A 17,369-nucleotide genomic window follows, 5' to 3' on the forward strand; every position below is an offset into this window, starting at 1 on the left:
GCTATTCGGCTTTGGGAAAGAACCGTTCGATCACACTCGACGCCAGCCGCGCGGGGCGCAGCGTTTGGGCGTCGATGCAGCACCAGCTCGATTTGACCTCGGCCAGCACTTCTTCGCCGCGGTGGATGACCGTCTGATAGAAAGCACGGGCACCCTGGACCTTTTCGAGCAGGACGGTGGCGATCACCTCGTCGTCGAGGAAGGTCGGCTTGCGATAGGTGATCTCATGCTTGAGCGCGACCCAGAGCAGGCTCGCGACGGCTTCGGCCGGCGCGATCTTCTGCCAATGGCTCAGCACCGCGTCCTGCACCCACTTCAGATAGGAGGCATTGTTGACGTGCCCCATGAAGTCGATGTCGGCGGGATCGATGCCGATCGGGAAGTCGTGTGGGAGGGCATGGTCGGTCACGCCGGGAATATAGCGCTTGCGGCGAAAAATAGCGAACTTTCTATGGGATAAACGGACGCTACGGAAAGCGGGCGCGAGGGGTGAGGGAGCATAAATCCTCCCCGGGACGGGGAGGGGGACCGCTCGCGCAGCGAGTGGTGGAGGGGGTTCTCAACACCTACATCATCGCGTGGGGCGCACCCCCTCCACCAAGCCGCTGCGCGTCTTGGTCCCCCTCCCCGTAAACGGGGAGGATTTTTTTTGTCAGCCCAAGAGAAACGTGCCTTCGAGCACCGTCACGCAATTCCCGCCGAGAATCACCCGATCGCCCTCCAGCCGGCAGTCGAGATACCCGCCCCGGGAACTGGCCTGGTATGCGGTGAACCTGTCGCGTCCCAGACGCTTCGCCCAATAGGGTACCGCGACCGCATGCGCTGACCCCGTCACCGGATCCTCGTCGATCCCGCCGCCGGGCGCGAAGGCGCGGCTGATGATGTCGGTACCGTCGCCCGGCGCCGTCGCGATGGTGAGCAGGTCGCCGCGCGCCGCCAGCGCGCGGAAATCGGGCGCGAGCGCGCGCACCTGATCGGCGGTCTCCAGCACGATCAGCGCATAGCGATGCTCATGCCACAATGTCTCGACCGCTCTGTCGATGCCCAGCCCCGCGATGATGTCCGGCAGCGGCTTGGGCGAAGGTACCCAGGCGGGCAGCGCCAGTTCGTAGCTGCCGCCAGCCCGCGCGACCTCGAGCGTTCCAGCCTTGCGCGTGCGGAAGCGAACACGCTCGCGGTCGGGGTCCGACGACAACACGAAATGGCCGCTCGCCAGCGTTGCATGGCCGCACATCACCACTTCGACCGCGGGCGTGAACCAGCGCAGGTCGAAATCGACGCCGTCATCGTCCGACGCGACCAGGAAAGCGGTCTCGGACAGATTGTTCTCGGCGGCGATCTTCTGCAGCAATTCGTCGTCGAGCCAGTCGTTGAGCGGCATCACTGCTGCCGGATTGCCCTCAAAGGCATGACGCGCAAATGCGTCGATCTGCGCGATCGGTAACCTCACTTCCAGTCTCCTTAGACACGCTTGCCGAACCAGTGCGGCGTCACATCGGCTTCGACCAGCGGGTTGTCGGTGTCGACATGGCCCTCGGGGTCGACATGGATCAGCACTTCCACCCTGGGAAAGGCCCGATGCAGCGCGTTCTCGACGCGTTCGACCACCTCATGCGATTGCGCGACGGTCAGGTCGCGGCCGACTTCCATATGGAATTGCGCGAATTCGTGGCTGCCCGATCGCCGGGTGCGGAAATCGTGGATACCCTTCAATCCTTCCTGCCGCGCCGCGACTTCGATGAATTGCTTGCGCAAATCCTCGGGCCACTCCTTGTCCATCAACTGGTCGATGGCGTTGGACGACGCCTGGAACGCGCCCCAGGCGAGCCAGGCGGCGATGATGATGCCGAATATCGGGTCGGCGCCGCGCAAGCCCAGATATTGATCGAGCACGATCGCGGCGATTACCGACAGGTTGAGGAACAGGTCCGACTGGTAATGGACCTTGTCCGCCATGATCGCGACCGATCCGGTTTTTCGGATGATCGAGCGTTGATAAGCGAGCAAAGCAAAAGTAGCGAGGATCGCGACGATCGACACGCCAATGCCGAACTCGGCCTCAGCTGTCTGGCTATTGTCGCCGAACTTCAGGACGGCACGCCAGGCGATACCCGCGGCGGACAGCGTGATCAGCCCGACCTGAAATAGCGCGGCCAGCGCTTCCGCCTTGCCATGGCCGAAACGATGGTCGTGATCGGCGGGCTCGGCGGCGATCTTGACGCCGTAGAGCGTGACCAGGCTGGCCAGCAGGTCGAGCCCGGTATCGGCGAGGCTGCCAAGCATCGCCACCGATCCGGTCGACCAGGCCGCGTAGCTCTTGAGCGCGAGCAGGAACAGCGCCATCGCCACGCTGGCCAGCGCGGCACGGATCGCGAAGGGGATGATGCGGCGGCGTTCGCTCTCGGTCATCATGGATAGAGCAATCCTTCGGACCAGGTCCCGTCGCCAGCAAGGTCGAATACACGGCGTTCGTGCAAGCGATGCGCGCGATCCTGCCAGAATTCGATATGGGTCGGGGTCAGGCGATAACCACCCCAATGCGGCGGGCGCGGGACGTCTTGCCCCTCGAACCGGGCCTTCGCCTGCTCGTATCGCGCCTCGAACGTCTCGCGCGCGTCGAGCGGGCGCGACTGGTCGGAGGCCCAGGCGCCGAGCTGCGAATCGCGCGCGCGGCTGGCGAAATAGGCGTCGGACTCGGCATCGGTCGCAAGGCTCAGGCTGCCCTCGATCCGGATCTGGCGGCGCAGCGACTTCCAGTGGAACAGCAAGGCGGCGTGCGGATTGGCCGCCATCTCCCCTGCCTTGCGGCTTTCGCGGTTGGTGTAGAAGACGAAACCGTCGCGACCATGTCCCTTGAGCAGCACCATGCGGACTGACGGGTGGCCCGCGGCGTCCGCAGTGGCCAGCGCCATCGCGTTCGAATCGTTTGGCTCGCTCTCGCGCGCTTCGGTGAACCAGGTGTCGAACAGCATGAAGGGGTCGGTGGTCATGACCGGGCCTTTAGCCGATCCTCCCCGGGACGGGGAGTGGGCATTGCCACCGCCGCTTCGGGTCGGTGCCCTTCCCAGGCCCCGGGAGGAATGATGGTGGAACGACTTCTCGCTCCGGGAATTGAATCGGTTTCGCAACGGAGGTGACTCATGGCCGCACGGGCCTATTGGCAGGGACAGATCAGGCTGGCGCTCGTCTCGATCCCGGTCGAGATCTACACCGCGACCAAATCGGGCGCGCAGGTGGCGTTCCACCAGATCCACGAACCCTCGGGCAAGAGGATCAAATACGAGAAGACCGTGCCCGGCATCGGTGAGGTCGACCCCGACGAGATCGTCAAGGGATTCGAATATGAGAAAGGCGAATATGTCCTGCTCGACCAGGACGAGATCGATGCGGTGAAGCTCGAATCGAAAAAGACGCTCGAACTCACCCAATTCGTCGACATGGATGAGATTGATGTCCTTTATTACGAACGGCCCTATTTCGTCGTGCCTGCCGACGATCTGGCGGAGGAGGCGTTCATCGTCCTGCGCGAGGCGTTGCGCCGCGCGAAGAAAGTCGGAATCGGCCAGCTGGCGATGCGCGGGCGCGAATATGTCGTCAGCCTCAAGCCGTGCGGCCGTGGCATGGTGCTCGAGACGTTGCGCTATGCCGGCGAGGTCAACCGCGCGCAGGGCTATTTCCGCGACATCCCGGATGACGAGCCCGATCAGGATCTGCTCGACCTCGCGACCACGCTGATCGACAAGAAATCCGCCAAGTTCGATCCGGCGAAGTTCCACGACCATTATGTCGATGCGCTGAAAGACCTGATCGCGCGCAAGGCCAAGCAGAAGTCGCGGCGCAAGATCATCGAGGACAAGGATGACGAGGGCACCGGCCGGTCGGGATCCAATGTCATCGACCTGATGGCGGCGCTCAAGAAATCGATCGAGAAGCCGAGCGCCAAACCGGCGCAGAAGGAGAGCGTCACCACCACCAAGAAAACCGCGCACAAGAAGGCTCCGGCGCGGGCGGCGCCGGCCAAGAAGCGTGCCTAAACCTTGTCCGTCACCCCAGCGAAAGCTGGGGTCGCAAGAGGCTCCTGTCCTGCTCTCGCGGCAAGAGATCAATATCGGGTTGAGCATGCCCCGCATGCTCAAGGATCGTCCGGGGGACGATCCGACCCGACATTCTTACGCTGGGATGACGATGGGAGGTGAGCGTGGCTGACCGCGACCCCCTCGCCAAATATAACGCCAAGCGCGACTTCACGAAGACCGCGGAGCCCAAGGGCGAGCGCGCCGGCGATACCGGGCACCGCTTCATGGTCCAGAAGCACGACGCAACGCGGCTGCACTGGGATCTGCGGCTCGAGGTCGATGGTGTGATGAAGAGCTGGGCGGTCACGCGCGGCCCCAGCCTCAACCCCGACGACAAGCGCCTCGCGGTCCAGACCGAAGACCATCCGATCAGCTACGCCGATTTTGAAGGGACAATCCCCGCAGGCGAATATGGCGGCGGCACGGTGATGCTGTGGGACGACGGCTGGTGGGAACCGATCCCCGGCAAATCGGCCAAGGATCTGGAGGAGGGGCATCTCCACTTCATCCTCCACGGCGAGCGGATGAAGGGCGAATGGCTGCTGATCCGGCTCAAGCCGCGCGGCAAGGAGCGCAATACCAACTGGCTGTTGCGCAAGATCGACGACGACTATGCCGGCGGTTCGGACGATCTGGTCGAAAATGCCGTGACCAGCGTCAAGACCGGCCGCTCGATGGCCGAGATCGCCAGCGGCAAGAAGGCGAAAGAGCTGGCCAGTTGGAAGAAGCTGCGTTCCGCCAGTACGTCGCCCCGGCGGAGGCCGGGGCCGCCGGGTGGCTCGGATTCCACCGCGCAACGCAGCGGCCCCGGCCTGCGCCGGGGCGACGCCAAGATGCCCAAATTCCGCGAACCGCAACTCTGCACCCTGGTCGACTCCGTCCCCACCGGTGCCGGCTGGATCCACGAAGTCAAATATGACGGCTATCGCGCGCTGATCGCGATCGGCGGCGGTAAGGCCAAGGTCTATACGCGTAACGGCCTCGACTGGACCGACAAGTTCCACGCCATCGCCGATGCGGCAGCCAAGCTGCCGGTCGGATCGGCGCTGATCGATGGCGAGATCGTCGCGTTCAAGGACGGCCACCCCGATTTCTCGACCCTGAAGGACGCCATCTCCAACGACGGCGAGATGACCTTGTTCGCGTTCGACCTGCTCGAACTCGACGGCGAAAACCTCGCCAAATTGCCCCAGGTCCAGCGCAAGGAACGCTTGCGCCCGCTGCTCGAGGGTGCCGATGCGCGGCTGCAATATGCCGAGCATATCGTCGGCGAAGGCGAGAAATTGTTCGAGGCGATGTGCCGCGAAGGCTATGAAGGGATCGTCTGCAAACGCGCCGACGCGCCCTATTCCGGCCGGCGCACCCAAAGCTGGCTCAAGGTCAAATGCCTGCACCGCCAGGAATTCGTCATCGTCGGCTGGACCGAGAGCGACAAGTCGCGCGGCTTTCGCGCGCTGCTGCTCGGGGTGAACGAAGACGGCAAACTGCGCTATGCGGGTAAGGTCGGCACCGGCTTTTCGGTCGAGACGATGAACGATCTCCGCGCCAAGCTCGATCGCCTCGCGCGCAAAACGCCGACGGTCGAAGCGCCGCGCGCGGCGACCCGGCGCGTGCATTGGGTCACGCCCAAGCTCGTCGCCGAAATTGCCTATACCGAAACGACGCCCGACAAGGTCCTGCGGCATCCGAGCTTCCTGGGGCTGCGCGGCGACAAGGAGGCCGAAGAGGTGGTCGAGGAAAAAGCCAAGCCTGCGCCCAAGCCGAAAGCGTCGAGCGTCAAGATCACGCATCCCGACCGGCTGATCTTTCCCGATTCGACGGTGACCAAAGGCGATCTCGCCGCTTTCTACGAAGCGATGGCGCCGGTCGCGCTGCAATGGATCGCGAACCGGCCGATCAGCCTGGTTCGCTGCCCGCAAGGGCGCGGCAAGCATTGCTTCTTCCAGAAGCATGACGCCGGGTCGTTCGGTGAGCACGTCAAGCACGTGAAGATCAAGGAGAAGGATGGGTCGGTCGAACCCTATCTTTATGTCGATGACGCTGACGGGCTGCTGCAATGCGTCCAGATGGGAACGATCGAGTTCCACGGCTGGGGATCGTCGGTCGCCGATGTCGAAAAGCCCGATCGCCTGGTGTTCGACCTCGACCCCGACGAGGGGCTGGGGTTCGCCGAGGTCAAGAAGTCGGCGGCCGAGATCAAGGCGCATCTCGCCGAGATCGGGCTGGTCAGTTTCGCGATGGTGTCGGGGGGCAAGGGCGTTCATGTCGTCGTGCCGCTGACGCCCGAGGCCGAATGGCCGGCGGTCAAGGATTTCGCCGATCGCTTCTGCCAAGCGATGGCCCAGGCCGAGCCCGATCGCTTCACCGCGACCATGTCCAAGGCCAAGCGCAAGGGGAAGATCTTCCTCGACTGGCTGCGCAACCAGCGCGGCGCGACGGCGGTGATGCCGTATACGGCGCGGGCGCGCGCCAAGGCACCGGTCGCGGTGCCGGTGACCTGGGCGGAGCTAGGCGATCTCGACACGCCGGCAAAGTGGCATGTCGGCGATCAGGACGAGTTGCTGAAGCGTGCCTCGTCGAAGGATTTGGCGGGGTGGGGAATCGCCAGGCAGGTGCTGCCCGACCTTTGACCCGCCCCCAACCGTCACCCCGGCCTTGTGCCGGGGTCCAACGGGCGGCAAGCGCAAGATAAGCGGGTCGAGCTTCTCGCTAACCTGCACATTGGATGCCGGGACGAGCCCGGCATAACGAATTAGAGGTCTGCGCAATCTCAATCCATGTTGCCACGCAGCATGGTTTGTGGTGGTTAGCCTTTCCCAAGGGGAGGCCCCATTGGCCAGTCACGCACTCAGCGAAGGTTTGTTCGACGCCGCGGCGCATGCCGCGCGCTGGTTGGCGGACTATCGCGGGCGGGTCGGCGATGGCGCGGGCGATGTCGTCGCCAGCGGGGATCAGAGCGCCTGGACCGCGGCGTTCGAGGAACTCGCTGTCGCTGCGGGCGACGACCTCGCGCACGCCCAGGAACGAGTCCAGCGCCACGCCGAGGACATCGGTACGGGGTTTCGTGTCGCCGGCGACTCGGACGAGCGGCCCTGGCCGGTCTCGCCGGTCCCGCTGCTGATTGCCGAAGGCGAATGGAAAGCGATCGCCGAAGGCGTCGCGCAGCGCGCCGGGCTGATCGAAACCATCCTCGCCGATATCTATGGCGAAGGCGCCCTGATCGCCGACGGTGCGATTCCCGCCGCCTTGGTCAACGGCAGTCCGCTGTTCCTGCGACCGATGGTCGGGCTGACTCTGCCCGGCGGCTATCAGCTCCAGTTCGCCGCGTTCGATCTCGGACGAGGTCCCGATGGCGAATGGCGCGTGCTCGCCGATCACCTGCGCGCGCCGGCCGGCGCTGGCTATGCACTAGAAAACCGCCTCGCGACGTCGCGGACTCTCGGCGGGTTGCAGGGGCGCCTCAACATCCTTCGCCACGCGCCGTTCTTCACCGCGTTCCGCGACGGCCTCGCCGCTTTGTGCAAGCGCGCCGAGCCCCGCATCGGCCTGCTCACCCCCGGCCGCTGGAACGCCAGCTATGCCGAACAGGCGCATCTCGCGCGCTATCTCGGTTTCCTGCTGGTCGAAGGCGCCGACTTGGCGGTGGCCGAGGATCGGCTCTATGTCCGCACCATTGCCGGGCTCAAACGCGTCGATGCGCTGTGGCAGCGTGCCGATCCGCGCATGCTCGATCCGCTCGCGTTCGATTCGCATTCGACGATCGGCGTCGCCGGGCTGATCGATGCGTTTGCCGCGCATAATGTGCTGATCTCCAATGCGCCAGGCGCCGGCGTGCTCGAGGCGCCGGCGCTGCAGGCGTTCCTGCCGGCATTGGCCGAGCGGATTATCGGCGAGAAGCTCAAGCTGCCCAATATCGCGACCTGGTGGTGCGGCGATGCAGTCGCGCGCGCGACGGTGGAGGCGCGGCTCGACAGTTTGATGATCGCGCCGGCGTTCGGCGTGAACCCGCTCGGCCTGCCCGATGGTGCGGTCCAGGGATCCGAACTGTCGGCCGAGGCGCGCCAGGCGCTGCTCGACGACATGGCGCGGCGACCGCAGGATTATGTCGGTCAGGAACTGGTCCGGCTGTCGACCATGCCGGTGGTGGCCGATCACGAACTGGCAGCGCGGCCCTTTACCTTGCGCGTATTCGCGGCGCGCGGCGTCGACGGCGACTGGACGGTGATGCCCGGCGGTTTTGCGCGGATCGGCGAGCATCCCGATATCCGGGCCGCGGTGATGGGCGAGGGGATCTGGTCGGCCGATGTCGCGATCTACAGCCCCGATCCGGTGCCACCCACCTCGCTGCTGCCGGCGCCCGACAGTACCCAAATCCGGCGCAATCCTGGGACGTTGCCCAGTCGGGTGGCGGACAATTTCTACTGGCTAGGCCGCTATCTCGAACGCGGTGAGGCCTTGCTGGCGATCGTCCGCGCGATGCTCGGCAATTCGATCGATGCCGATGCCGGTGCCGCGCTCGACCACGACACGGTCGGACGGATGGCGGGATTGGTGGTCGCCGCCGGCGCCGCGGCGCATCCCGCGCACCTCAAGCGCCCCGACCTCGTCCAGCTCGCACGGACCGCGCTCGACGCGCTCGACGGCTGGAACAACATCCCGGCGATCAACCGCATGGCGCGGACCATCGCCCAGGTGTCTCGCGACCGGCTGTCGGCCGATGTCGTGCGCCTGCTCGACGCGCCGCATCCGACCAAGGGATCGATGCTCGATCGCTGCGGCTCATTGCAGCGGCGCTATGCCGCTTTGTCGGGCCTGTCGGCCGAGCATATGGGCCGTACCGCGGCATGGCGCTTCCACGATCTCGGCCGCCGCGTCGAACGCGGGCTGGCAGTGGCGCGGCTGGTCCGCACTTTCGGCATGACCGGGGCTTCGAGCGACGATCTCACCACCTTGCTCGACCTCGCCGACAGCCAGATAGGTTACCGCCAGCGTTATCTGACCGGGATCGCGCGCGTGCCGGTGATCGACCTGGTCGCGCTCGATCCGGGCAATCCGCGCAGCCTCGCCTATCAGGCCGACCGCATCGCCGAGCATCTCGCCGAGCTCCCGGTGCTCAATGACGACGGCGTGCCCGAAGAGCAGCAGGCCGAGGCCCGCGCGCTGTGCGCTTTGCTGTCGACGGCGAGCGCCACGCGGCTCGACAAGGGTCAGCTCGACGACGCCGAACGCCAGCTCGCGCAATTGTCCGACGCCATTGCACGCCGGTATTTCCTGCAAGGCGCGGAACCGTTGCGCGCGGGCGGGCTTATCCTGGCGTGAGATTTGGGGCGTGATCTACGATATCCGGCACGTCACGCGGTTCGATTATGGTCGGCCGGTCGCTTTCGCGCGCTGCAACTTGCGACTCAAGCCGATCCTGTGGTCGGGGCAACAGGTCGAGCATTACGAATTGGCGGTGACACCGGCCGGTGAGACGCGACCGGCGCTGGCCGAAGCCGGCCTCGCCAACGTGACCCGGCTGGTCGTCACTGAACGCGTCCGCAATTTGACGATCGAAAGCGTCTCGCGCGTCACGGTCGACCGCATGGTGCCGATGCCGCAGCCCGACGACCCGATGCTGGCCGAGGTCGCGGCGCTGGCGCGGGCGAATCGCGATCTTTCGGCTGCTGGCCCCTCGGCCTATCTCTACCCGTCGCCGCTGATCCCGCTCGATGCCGATATCGCGGCGTGGTGCGCGCAGGATCTCGACCCCGACCGCAACGCGCTGGAAGCGGGGATCGCCTTGGCGCAACGCATCCAGCGCGATTTCGCGTTCGATCCGACCGCGACCCTGGTCGATACCCCGCCGCGCGAGGCATTCCTGAAACGCCGCGGCGTGTGCCAGGATCTGACCCAGATCATGATCACCGGCCTGCGTGCCGCCGGCCTGCCGGCCGCCTATGTCAGCGGCTATATCCGCACGATCCCGCCGCCCGGACAGGAGCGGCTGATCGGCGCCGATGCGACGCATGCCTGGGTGATGCTGTGGTGCGGTCCGGCGCGCGGCTGGGTCGGAGTCGATCCGACCAACGGCATCTGGATGGCGAGCGACCATGTCATCATGGCGATCGGCCGCGACTATGCCGAGATCGCACCGATCGACGGCATCGTGCTGGGATCGGGCGCGCAGAAGATGGACGTGTCGGTCGACGTCGCGCCGGTCGGCTGATGCGGTGATGGCATCTACGGCAAAGCCCGCGTTGCGCTCCGCTGCGCAATCCCCCAAATAGCGCCGCAAGATGGCAGCCGATCCCTATACCTTGCTGGGCGTGTCCCGCACCGCGACTGAAGCGGATATCAAGAAAGCCTATCGCAAGCTTGCGAAGGAACTGCATCCCGACCGCAATACCGACAATCCCAAGGCGGCGGAGAAGTTCAGTCAGGTGACGTCGGCCTATGACCTGCTGAGCGACAAGGACAAGCGCGCGCGCTTCGACCGCGGTGAGATCGACGGTGACGGCAATCCGGCCGCGCCGTTCGGTTTCGGCGGCGGTGGCGGCGGACCGCAGGGCGGTTTCCGCGCCGATTTCGGCGGCGAGCAAGCGGGGGATTTCAGCGACCTGTTCGAAGGGCTGTTCGGCGGTCGCGGCCGAGCCGGTGGCGCCGGCGGTGGCTTTGCCGGCGGATTCGGACGTCGACCGCAGCCGAAGGGCGCCAATGTCGCCTATCGCCTGACCGTGCCGTTCACCGACGCCGCGACGCTGGCGCCGCAGCGGATCACGCTCGCCGACGGCAAGACGATCGATCTCAAGCTGCCGGCCGGAGTCGAATCCGGAACCCAGATGCGGCTGAGCGGCAAGGGACAGCCCGGCCCTGGCGGCAATGGCGATGCGATCGTCACGATCGAGATCCAGCCGCACCGGTTCTTCAACCGCGACGGCGATGACATCCGGATAGACCTGCCGATCAGCCTGTCCGAGGCGGTACTCGGTGCGAGCGTCCGTGTGCCGACCGCGGACGGCGCGGTCATGTTGACGGTCCCCAAGGGGTCGAGCTCAGGCAAGACGCTGCGGCTGAAGGGCAAGGGTTTCCACCGGAAAGGTGGCGGGCGCGGCGACCAGCTCGTCACCCTGATGGTCGACCTGCCGGTCGATGACGACGCGCTGGTCGAGTTCGTCCAGGGCTGGAAGGACAATGACAGGAATCCGCGCGGCAACCTCGGCGTCTGACGTCGGTTACGGTCCTGTATGTCGCATCTTTCCCCTCTTTCGCCCGAAGCGCGCGGGCTTCGCGGCTATCGCGAGCGAGAGGGAAAACCGCTACCGGTCCGCGCCTGGATCATCACCAAGCGCGTGTTTGTCGGCATCTTCGCCAATGGCTTCATGTATGCGGGCAACATCGCCTATCTGGCGCTGCTGACGCTTTTTCCCTTCTTCATCCTCGCGGCGGCGATCGGTTCGCTATTCGGACAGAGCGCGGAGGCACTTCGTGCGGTGGACTCGTTCCTGTCGACGCTTCCCGGCAGCGTCGCCGATCTGCTGCGCAAGCCGATCGCCGACGTGCTGGCGGCGCGGACCGGCTCGCTCCTCATCCTGGGCGGGCTGGTCGCCTTGTGGTCGGTCGGCAGTTTCGTCGAGACGATCCGCGACATCTTCCGCAGGGCCTATGGCGTGACCTTTGAAAAACCGTTCTGGCATTACCGGCTGGGATCGATGGCGGTGATCGTCGGGTCGGTCATCCTCGCTTTGCTCGCCTTCCTGATCCAGGGCGTGCTGACCGTGACCCAGCAGTTCATCTATCGGTTGGTCCCCTGGGCCGCCGAGGTCGCCCAATGGGTTGGCTGGTCGCGGATCATCCCCGGTCTCATCATGTACTTCGCGCTCTACATGCTGTTCTTCTCGGTGACGCCGGGCAAATATCGCAAAAAGGGCTGTCCGCGCTGGCCGGGCGCCGCATTCACCACCGTGTGGTGGATCAGCGCGACCGCGTTGCTGCCGGTATTCCTGGCGAAGCTCAGTAATTACGACCTGACTTATGGCAGCCTGGCAGGGGTGATCGTCACCTTGCTCTTCTTCTGGATCGTCGGCCTCGGCATTTCGATCGGCGCGCATTTAAACGCAGCACTAGCCGAAACGCCGTTGGAGGACGTAAGGGGGAGCCCGACAACAGAAACGGAGTTTGAAGCGGCATGACCGGACTGATGCAGGGCAAGCGCGGACTCATCATGGGTCTCGCCAACGACCGCTCGCTGGCCTGGGGTATCGCCAAGAAATTGCGCGAGGCGGGCGCCGAGATGGCGTTCAGCTATCAGGGCGAGGCGCTCGAGCGGCGCGTGCGTCCGCTCGCGGCGGAACTTGGCTCCGACTTCCTGATCGATTGCGACGTCAGCGACATGACGGCGCTCGACCAGACCTTCGCGACGCTCACCGAGCGCTGGCCGACGATCGACTTCGTCGTCCATGCGATTGGCTTTTCCGACAAGAACGAGCTGCGCGGACGCTATGCCGACACGACGCTCGAAAACTTCCTGATGACGATGAACATCAGCGTCTATTCGTTCACCGCGGTGGCGCAGCGTGCGGCGGCGATGATGCCCAATGGCGGATCGCTGCTGACCCTCAGCTATTACGGCGCCGAGAAGGTCGTGCCGCATTACAATGTGATGGGTCTCGCCAAGTCGGCGCTGGAAACCAGCGTGCAATATCTCGCGGTTGACCTCGGCCGCGACAATATCCGCGTCAATGCGATCTCGGCCGGGCCGATCAAGACGCTGGCGGCGAGCGGGATCGGCGATTTCCGTCTGATCCTGAAGTGGAACGAATTGAACTCGCCGCTCAAGCGCAACGTCACGATCGAGGACGTGGGCGGATCGGCGCTCTATTTCCTCAGCGACTTGTCGTCGGGCGTCACCGGCGAAGTTCACCATGTCGATGCCGGCTATCACGTCATCGGCATGAAGGCCGAAGACGCGCCGGATATCGCATTGGTGTGATGCAATCTCCCTCTCCCCTCGGGGAGAGGGTCGGGGAGAGGGGCAGTCGGGGACGCTCCTATGCCGTACTCCCCCTCTCCCAACCCTCTCCCCGGAGGGAAGAGGGCTTTTCGGTTGAGCTACAACACCTTCGGTCACGTCTTCCGCTTCTCGACCTGGGGGGAGAGTCATGGTCCAGCGATCGGGGCCATGGTCGATGGCTGCCCGCCGGGGCTGAGCCTGAGCGAGGACGATATCCAGCCATTCCTCGACCAGCGTCGTCCGGGCCAGTCGCGTTTCACCACGCAGCGTCAGGAGCCGGACCGTGTCCGCATCCTGTCGGGCGTGTTCGAAGGACGCACGACGGGCACGCCGATCAGCCTGATGATCGAGAATGTCGACCAGCGATCGAAGGATTATTCGGAAGTCGCTTTGGCCTATCGCCCGGGTCATGCCGATTACGCTTATGACGCCAAATATGGTTTCCGCGATTATCGCGGCGGCGGGCGCTCGTCGGCGCGCGAGACCGCCAGCAGGGTCGCGGCGGGGGCGGTGGCGCGGCTGGTTATTCCGGACGTCTCGATCCTCGCCTGGGTCGAAGCGATCGGCGGCGACGCGATCGATTATACGCGGTTCGATCCGGCCGAGATCGGCAATAATCCGTTCTTCTGTCCTGACCCCCAGGCCGCTGGGCGCTGGGAGCAATTGGTCGATGACGCGCGCAAGGCCGGGTCGTCATTGGGTGCGGTGATCGCCTGCGAGGCGACCGGCGTGCCGCCGGGCTGGGGGGCGCCGCTCTACGCCAAGCTCGATGCCGAGCTCGCACATGCCTGTATGGGGATCAACGCGGTCAAGGGCGTCGAGATTGGCGACGGCTTCGCTGCCGCGACATTGACCGGCGAGGAAAATGCCGATGCGATGCGGCCGGGCAGCAACCAGACCGGCGGGCCACATTTCCTGTCCAACCATGCCGGCGGGATTGCCGGGGGGATTTCGACCGGACAGCCGGTCCGCGTCCGCGTCGCGTTCAAGCCCACCAGTTCGATCCTGACCCCGGTCGAGACGATCACGCGCGAGGGCGAGCCTACCGACATCCGCACCAAGGGTCGCCACGATCCGTGCGTCGGCATTCGCGGCGTACCCGTGGTCGAAGCGATGGTGGCGCTGGTTCTGGCCGACCAAAAGCTGTTGCATCGCGCACAAAACGGCTGAGTTTCCGTCAGTTAATCTCGCGATAGGCTCAATCTCCGGTAAGCCGTTCGATTCCGTGGACGTGACGATCCATTGCCATGGAGCCTTTTGGTTACTGAGCCTTTTCCTCTTCGGTCCATTCAGGACAGGAGAGTATCGAATGAAGCTTGTCATGCTTGCGGGCGCCTTGATCATCGGCGTCTCGGGAGTTGCGGTGGCGCAAACCACCCCGGCGACCCCCGCAACGCCGGCTACGCCGGCAACGCCTGGCTCTATGGGCACCCCGGCGGAACCTGCAACGCCCGCCACCCCTGCCACCCCGGCTACGCCAGACGCGGCGGCGCCGAGTTCGACCCCCGATTCCGCCACCACACCGTCGACTACGACGGATTCGACGGCGACGACCGACACGTCAGCGTCGGCGGATACGGGCAAGAAGAAAAAGAAGCACTGATAGCCCCAGCCCACCCCATGCAATCGGCTCGTGCCTGATCATGCGCGAGCCGTCGGGGCTAATGGGCCTGTCCTCGCGGTCGGTGCTGGCGTGCACCGGCTGCGGGGGCAGGCCCTACCTTTTTCAGCTTTTCTCGTTGCGTGCCTGAAGCAGATCAGTCCGCGAACGGATCGCGCACCAGGATCGTGTCGTTGCGCTCGGGGCTGGTCGACACCAATGCCACCGGGCAGCGGATCAGTTCTTCGATGCGGCGGATATATTTGATCGCCGCGGCAGGCAGTTCCGCCCAGCTGCGCGCGCCGGCGGTCGATTCGGACCAGCCGGGTACCGTCTCGTAGATCGGCTCGACTGCCGCCTGGTCGAGCGGATGCGGCGGCAGATAGTCGTAGGTCTTGTCGCCCAGGCGATAGCCGGTGCAAATCTTGATCTCGTCGAGCCCGTCGAGAATGTCGAGCTTGGTCAGCGCGATGCCGGTAATGCCGCTGACCGCCGCAGATTGCCGCACCAGCACCGCATCGAACCAGCCGCAACGCCGTTTGCGCCCGGTATTGACCCCGAATTCGCGCCCGCGCGTGCCGAGATACTCGCCGATCTCGTTATCCTGCTCGGTCGGGAAGGGACCCGATCCGACGCGCGTCGTATAGGCCTTGACGATCCCCAGCACGAACCCGACCCGCGACGGACCCAGGCCCGATCCCGCCGAGGCGGTGCCGGCGACGGTGTTGGACGAGGTGACGAACGGATAGGTGCCGTGGTCGACATCGAGCAGCACGCCCTGCGCGCCCTCGAACAGGATGCGCTTGCCGCGCTCGCCCGCCGCGTTGAGCGTGACCCAGACCGGCTTGGCATAAGGCAATACGAAGTCGGCGATCTCCCTGAGCTCGGCCAGCAAGGCCTCGCGGTCGACCGGCGGCTTGCCGAACCCGGCAAGCAAGGCGTCGTGATGCGCGCAGAGCCGATCGATCTGCGGCCCCAATTGGTCGAGATGGGCGAGGTCGCAGATACGGATCGCGCGGCGGCCGACCTTGTCCTCGTACGCCGGGCCGATGCCGCGGCGGGTAGTGCCGATCTTCTGCCCAGAATTGCCGGCGTCGAGCGCGTCCTCGCGCAGGGCGTCGAGATCGCGGTGGAGCGGCAGGATCAGCGGTGCGGTCTCGGCGACGTGGAGCAGTTCGGGTGTGACCTTGACGCCCTGTTCGGCGATCCGGGTGACCTCGTCGCGGAAATGCCAGGGGTCGAACACGACGCCATTGCCGATCACGCTCAACGTGCCCCGCACCACGCCCGAGGGCAGCAACGCGAGCTTATAGGTCTTGCCGTCGATGACGAGCGTGTGGCCGGCATTGTGCCCGCCCTGAAAGCGCACGACGACGTCGGCGCGCTCCGACAGCCAGTCGACGATCTTGCCTTTGCCTTCGTCGCCCCATTGGGCGCCGATCACCGCTACGTTGGCCACCGTACATTCCTTCGTTCAAGTTCGTCATGCCGGCCTTGTGCCGGCATCCACTCCTCCACGCGCCGTTCGGCAGCGCGGCACGGTGGACCCCGGCACAAGGCCGGGGTGACGACGGGTTATGTGGCGAGCGTGCGAACCTCACCATCGATCAAAACATGCGTGCACAATTGCGCCTCTGGCGTGTCGCCGGCCTCGAGCGCCGCAACGGTCACCCAGCCTTCGCCGCGCAGCTTGCCGGCGAGCGCGGGATCGGTCCCGAGCGGTACGAACAGCCTGCGCCGCTCGTCCTGCGCCAGACCCGCGCCGACGATCGCGTCGATATAGAGCGTGAAGCCGATCGCGGTTTCCTCGCTGCCGTCCTCATGCACAATCGTATAACTGCCGCCGCGCCCGATTTCGCCGCGCGCGCCGTCGGCGAACAGCGAGTAACCGAGCCAGGTTTGATATTCGAAACCGTGCCGCTCGGTCGGATCGAGCGTCAGCGCGACGCGCCCCTTCACTGCTTCGGCGACCTTCCACAGCCCATCGAGCCGCGACCGCAGCGCACCCCCGACATCGAAGCGGCAGAGACGGTCATGCGCGGTTTCGAATGGTCCGGCTGCCTCGATCATCGGCAGATAGTTCGGCGCCAGCGCCGCGACTGCTCCGGCATCCTTGGCATCGAGTCGGTCGGCGAGCTCATCGAGCGATACGCCGTCGAGCGGCAGCGGCCCGGCGGCGAGCGTCGCCAGCAGATCGGGCAGGGTGAAGTCGATCGAGATGCCGGTGACCCCGGCGGCCTCGAGCGCCTCGACCGCGACGGTGACGACTTCCTGCGCGGCGGCGATCGTATCGAGCCCGATCAATTCGCAGCCGGCCTGGCGCCGCTCGCGCTCCGGTGACAGTTCCGACGCGCGGAGCCGCAGCACCGATCCGGCATAGCTCAGCCGCAGCGGGCGCGGATGATGCCCCATCCGCGTCGCGGCGATGCGCCCGACCTGTGCGGTGATGTCCGGCCGGATCGCCAAGGTACGCTGGCTGATCGGATCGACGAAGCGCACCGCATCCTGCGCGCGCGCGGCTTTCAGCCGATGCGCCAGCGCATCCTCGAATTCGGCGAGCGGCGGATCGACGCGTTCATAGCCATAAGCATGCGCCGCATCGAGCACACGCCGCTCCAACCGCGCCGCCGCATCGGCGTCGGGCGGCAACCGATCGTGAAAGCCGGAAGGGAGCAGCGCGTGAGTCACGTCCGCCCCCTTA

At 65.5% G+C, this 17,369-nt stretch carries 15 protein-coding genes; 9 read left to right on the forward strand and 6 right to left on the reverse strand.

Features of this window, described 5'->3' with window-relative positions; genetic code table 11:
• Position 1 precedes the first annotated feature (1 nt).
• The 4 genes from AC1DSD_RS09770 to pdxH all read right to left on the reverse strand — a co-directional run bounded on the left by AC1DSD_RS09770 (position 2) and on the right by pdxH (position 2,990).
• On the reverse strand, positions 2–409 hold the full coding sequence (locus AC1DSD_RS09770; RefSeq protein ID WP_478029835.1) for an acyl-CoA thioesterase: 408 nt from the start codon (positions 407–409) through the stop codon (positions 2–4).
• 243 nt (positions 410–652) lie between these two features.
• Positions 653–1,450: a PhzF family phenazine biosynthesis protein gene (locus AC1DSD_RS09775; RefSeq protein ID WP_478029836.1), complete on the reverse strand. Its 798-nt coding sequence runs from the start codon at positions 1,448–1,450 to the stop codon at positions 653–655.
• Between the two features lie 11 nt (positions 1,451–1,461).
• Positions 1,462–2,409, reverse strand: a complete 948-nt coding sequence (locus tag AC1DSD_RS09780; protein WP_478029896.1) for a cation diffusion facilitator family transporter — start codon at positions 2,407–2,409, stop codon at positions 1,462–1,464.
• Positions 2,409–2,990: a pyridoxamine 5'-phosphate oxidase gene (gene pdxH / locus AC1DSD_RS09785; protein ID WP_478029837.1), complete on the reverse strand. Its 582-nt coding sequence runs from the start codon at positions 2,988–2,990 to the stop codon at positions 2,409–2,411. Before pdxH ends, AC1DSD_RS09780 begins: the two co-directional genes overlap by 1 nt.
• 150 nt (positions 2,991–3,140) lie before the next feature.
• Between pdxH and ku the strand changes: the two genes are divergently transcribed.
• From ku to AC1DSD_RS09830, 9 genes are all read left to right on the forward strand, one after another.
• Entirely contained in the window at positions 3,141–4,034 is an 894-nt protein-coding gene (ku, locus tag AC1DSD_RS09790) for a non-homologous end joining protein Ku (protein ID WP_478029838.1), read from the forward strand.
• A 164-nt stretch (positions 4,035–4,198) separates the two neighbouring features.
• Positions 4,199–6,706, forward strand: coding sequence for a DNA ligase D (gene ligD / locus AC1DSD_RS09795; protein ID WP_478029839.1), 2,508 nt, complete (start codon positions 4,199–4,201; stop codon positions 6,704–6,706).
• Between the two features lie 202 nt (positions 6,707–6,908).
• A complete protein-coding gene (locus AC1DSD_RS09800) occupies positions 6,909–9,395 on the forward strand; it encodes a circularly permuted type 2 ATP-grasp protein (protein WP_478029840.1) in 2,487 nt (828 codons plus the stop codon).
• Between the two features lie 10 nt (positions 9,396–9,405).
• Positions 9,406–10,284, forward strand: coding sequence for a transglutaminase family protein (locus AC1DSD_RS09805; protein WP_478029841.1), 879 nt, complete (start codon positions 9,406–9,408; stop codon positions 10,282–10,284).
• A gap of 70 nt (positions 10,285–10,354) precedes the next feature.
• Positions 10,355–11,284 carry a DnaJ C-terminal domain-containing protein gene (locus AC1DSD_RS09810; RefSeq protein WP_478029842.1) on the forward strand — a complete coding sequence of 310 codons (930 nt, stop codon included), beginning with the start codon at positions 10,355–10,357 and terminating at the stop codon, positions 11,282–11,284.
• An 18-nt stretch (positions 11,285–11,302) separates the two neighbouring features.
• Positions 11,303–12,247, forward strand: coding sequence for a YihY/virulence factor BrkB family protein (locus AC1DSD_RS09815; protein ID WP_478029843.1), 945 nt, complete (start codon positions 11,303–11,305; stop codon positions 12,245–12,247).
• Positions 12,244–13,047 (forward strand): enoyl-ACP reductase FabI, encoded by an 804-nt coding sequence (gene fabI / locus AC1DSD_RS09820; protein WP_478029844.1) that lies wholly within the window; start codon positions 12,244–12,246, stop codon positions 13,045–13,047. The genes AC1DSD_RS09815 and fabI overlap by 4 nt, the downstream gene beginning before the upstream one ends.
• 114 nt (positions 13,048–13,161) lie before the next feature.
• Complete coding sequence (gene aroC, locus AC1DSD_RS09825; RefSeq protein ID WP_478029845.1) at positions 13,162–14,238, forward strand: chorismate synthase; 1,077 nt, start codon at positions 13,162–13,164, stop codon at positions 14,236–14,238.
• A 139-nt stretch (positions 14,239–14,377) separates the two neighbouring features.
• On the forward strand, positions 14,378–14,671 hold the full coding sequence (locus AC1DSD_RS09830) for a hypothetical protein (protein WP_478029846.1): 294 nt from the start codon (positions 14,378–14,380) through the stop codon (positions 14,669–14,671).
• A 154-nt stretch (positions 14,672–14,825) separates the two neighbouring features.
• Here AC1DSD_RS09830 and AC1DSD_RS09835 read toward each other — a convergent pair whose 3' ends face one another.
• Entirely contained in the window at positions 14,826–16,127 is a 1,302-nt protein-coding gene (locus tag AC1DSD_RS09835) for an adenylosuccinate synthase (protein WP_066825003.1), read from the reverse strand.
• Between the two features lie 116 nt (positions 16,128–16,243).
• The gene (locus AC1DSD_RS09840; protein ID WP_478029847.1) at positions 16,244–17,356 is read right to left on the reverse strand and encodes an ATP phosphoribosyltransferase regulatory subunit; all 1,113 of its coding nucleotides are present in this window, start codon (positions 17,354–17,356) and stop codon (positions 16,244–16,246) included.
• Positions 17,357–17,369: the final 13 nt, after the last annotated feature.

The organism is Sphingomonas sp. P4_D12, assembly GCF_056401895.1.

Coding starts and splice junctions, on each gene's coding strand:
- AC1DSD_RS09780 (WP_478029896.1), bottom strand. CDS start 2,409: ATGACCGAGAGCGAACGCCGCCGCATCATCCCCTTCGCGATCCGTGCC.
- pdxH (WP_478029837.1), bottom strand. CDS start 2,990: ATGACCACCGACCCCTTCATGCTGTTCGACACCTGGTTCACCGAAGCG.
- ku (WP_478029838.1), top strand. CDS start 3,141: ATGGCCGCACGGGCCTATTGGCAGGGACAGATCAGGCTGGCGCTCGTC.
- AC1DSD_RS09810 (WP_478029842.1), top strand. CDS start 10,355: ATGGCAGCCGATCCCTATACCTTGCTGGGCGTGTCCCGCACCGCGACT.
- AC1DSD_RS09815 (WP_478029843.1), top strand. CDS start 11,303: ATGTCGCATCTTTCCCCTCTTTCGCCCGAAGCGCGCGGGCTTCGCGGC.
- fabI (WP_478029844.1), top strand. CDS start 12,244: ATGACCGGACTGATGCAGGGCAAGCGCGGACTCATCATGGGTCTCGCC.
- AC1DSD_RS09830 (WP_478029846.1), top strand. CDS start 14,378: ATGAAGCTTGTCATGCTTGCGGGCGCCTTGATCATCGGCGTCTCGGGA.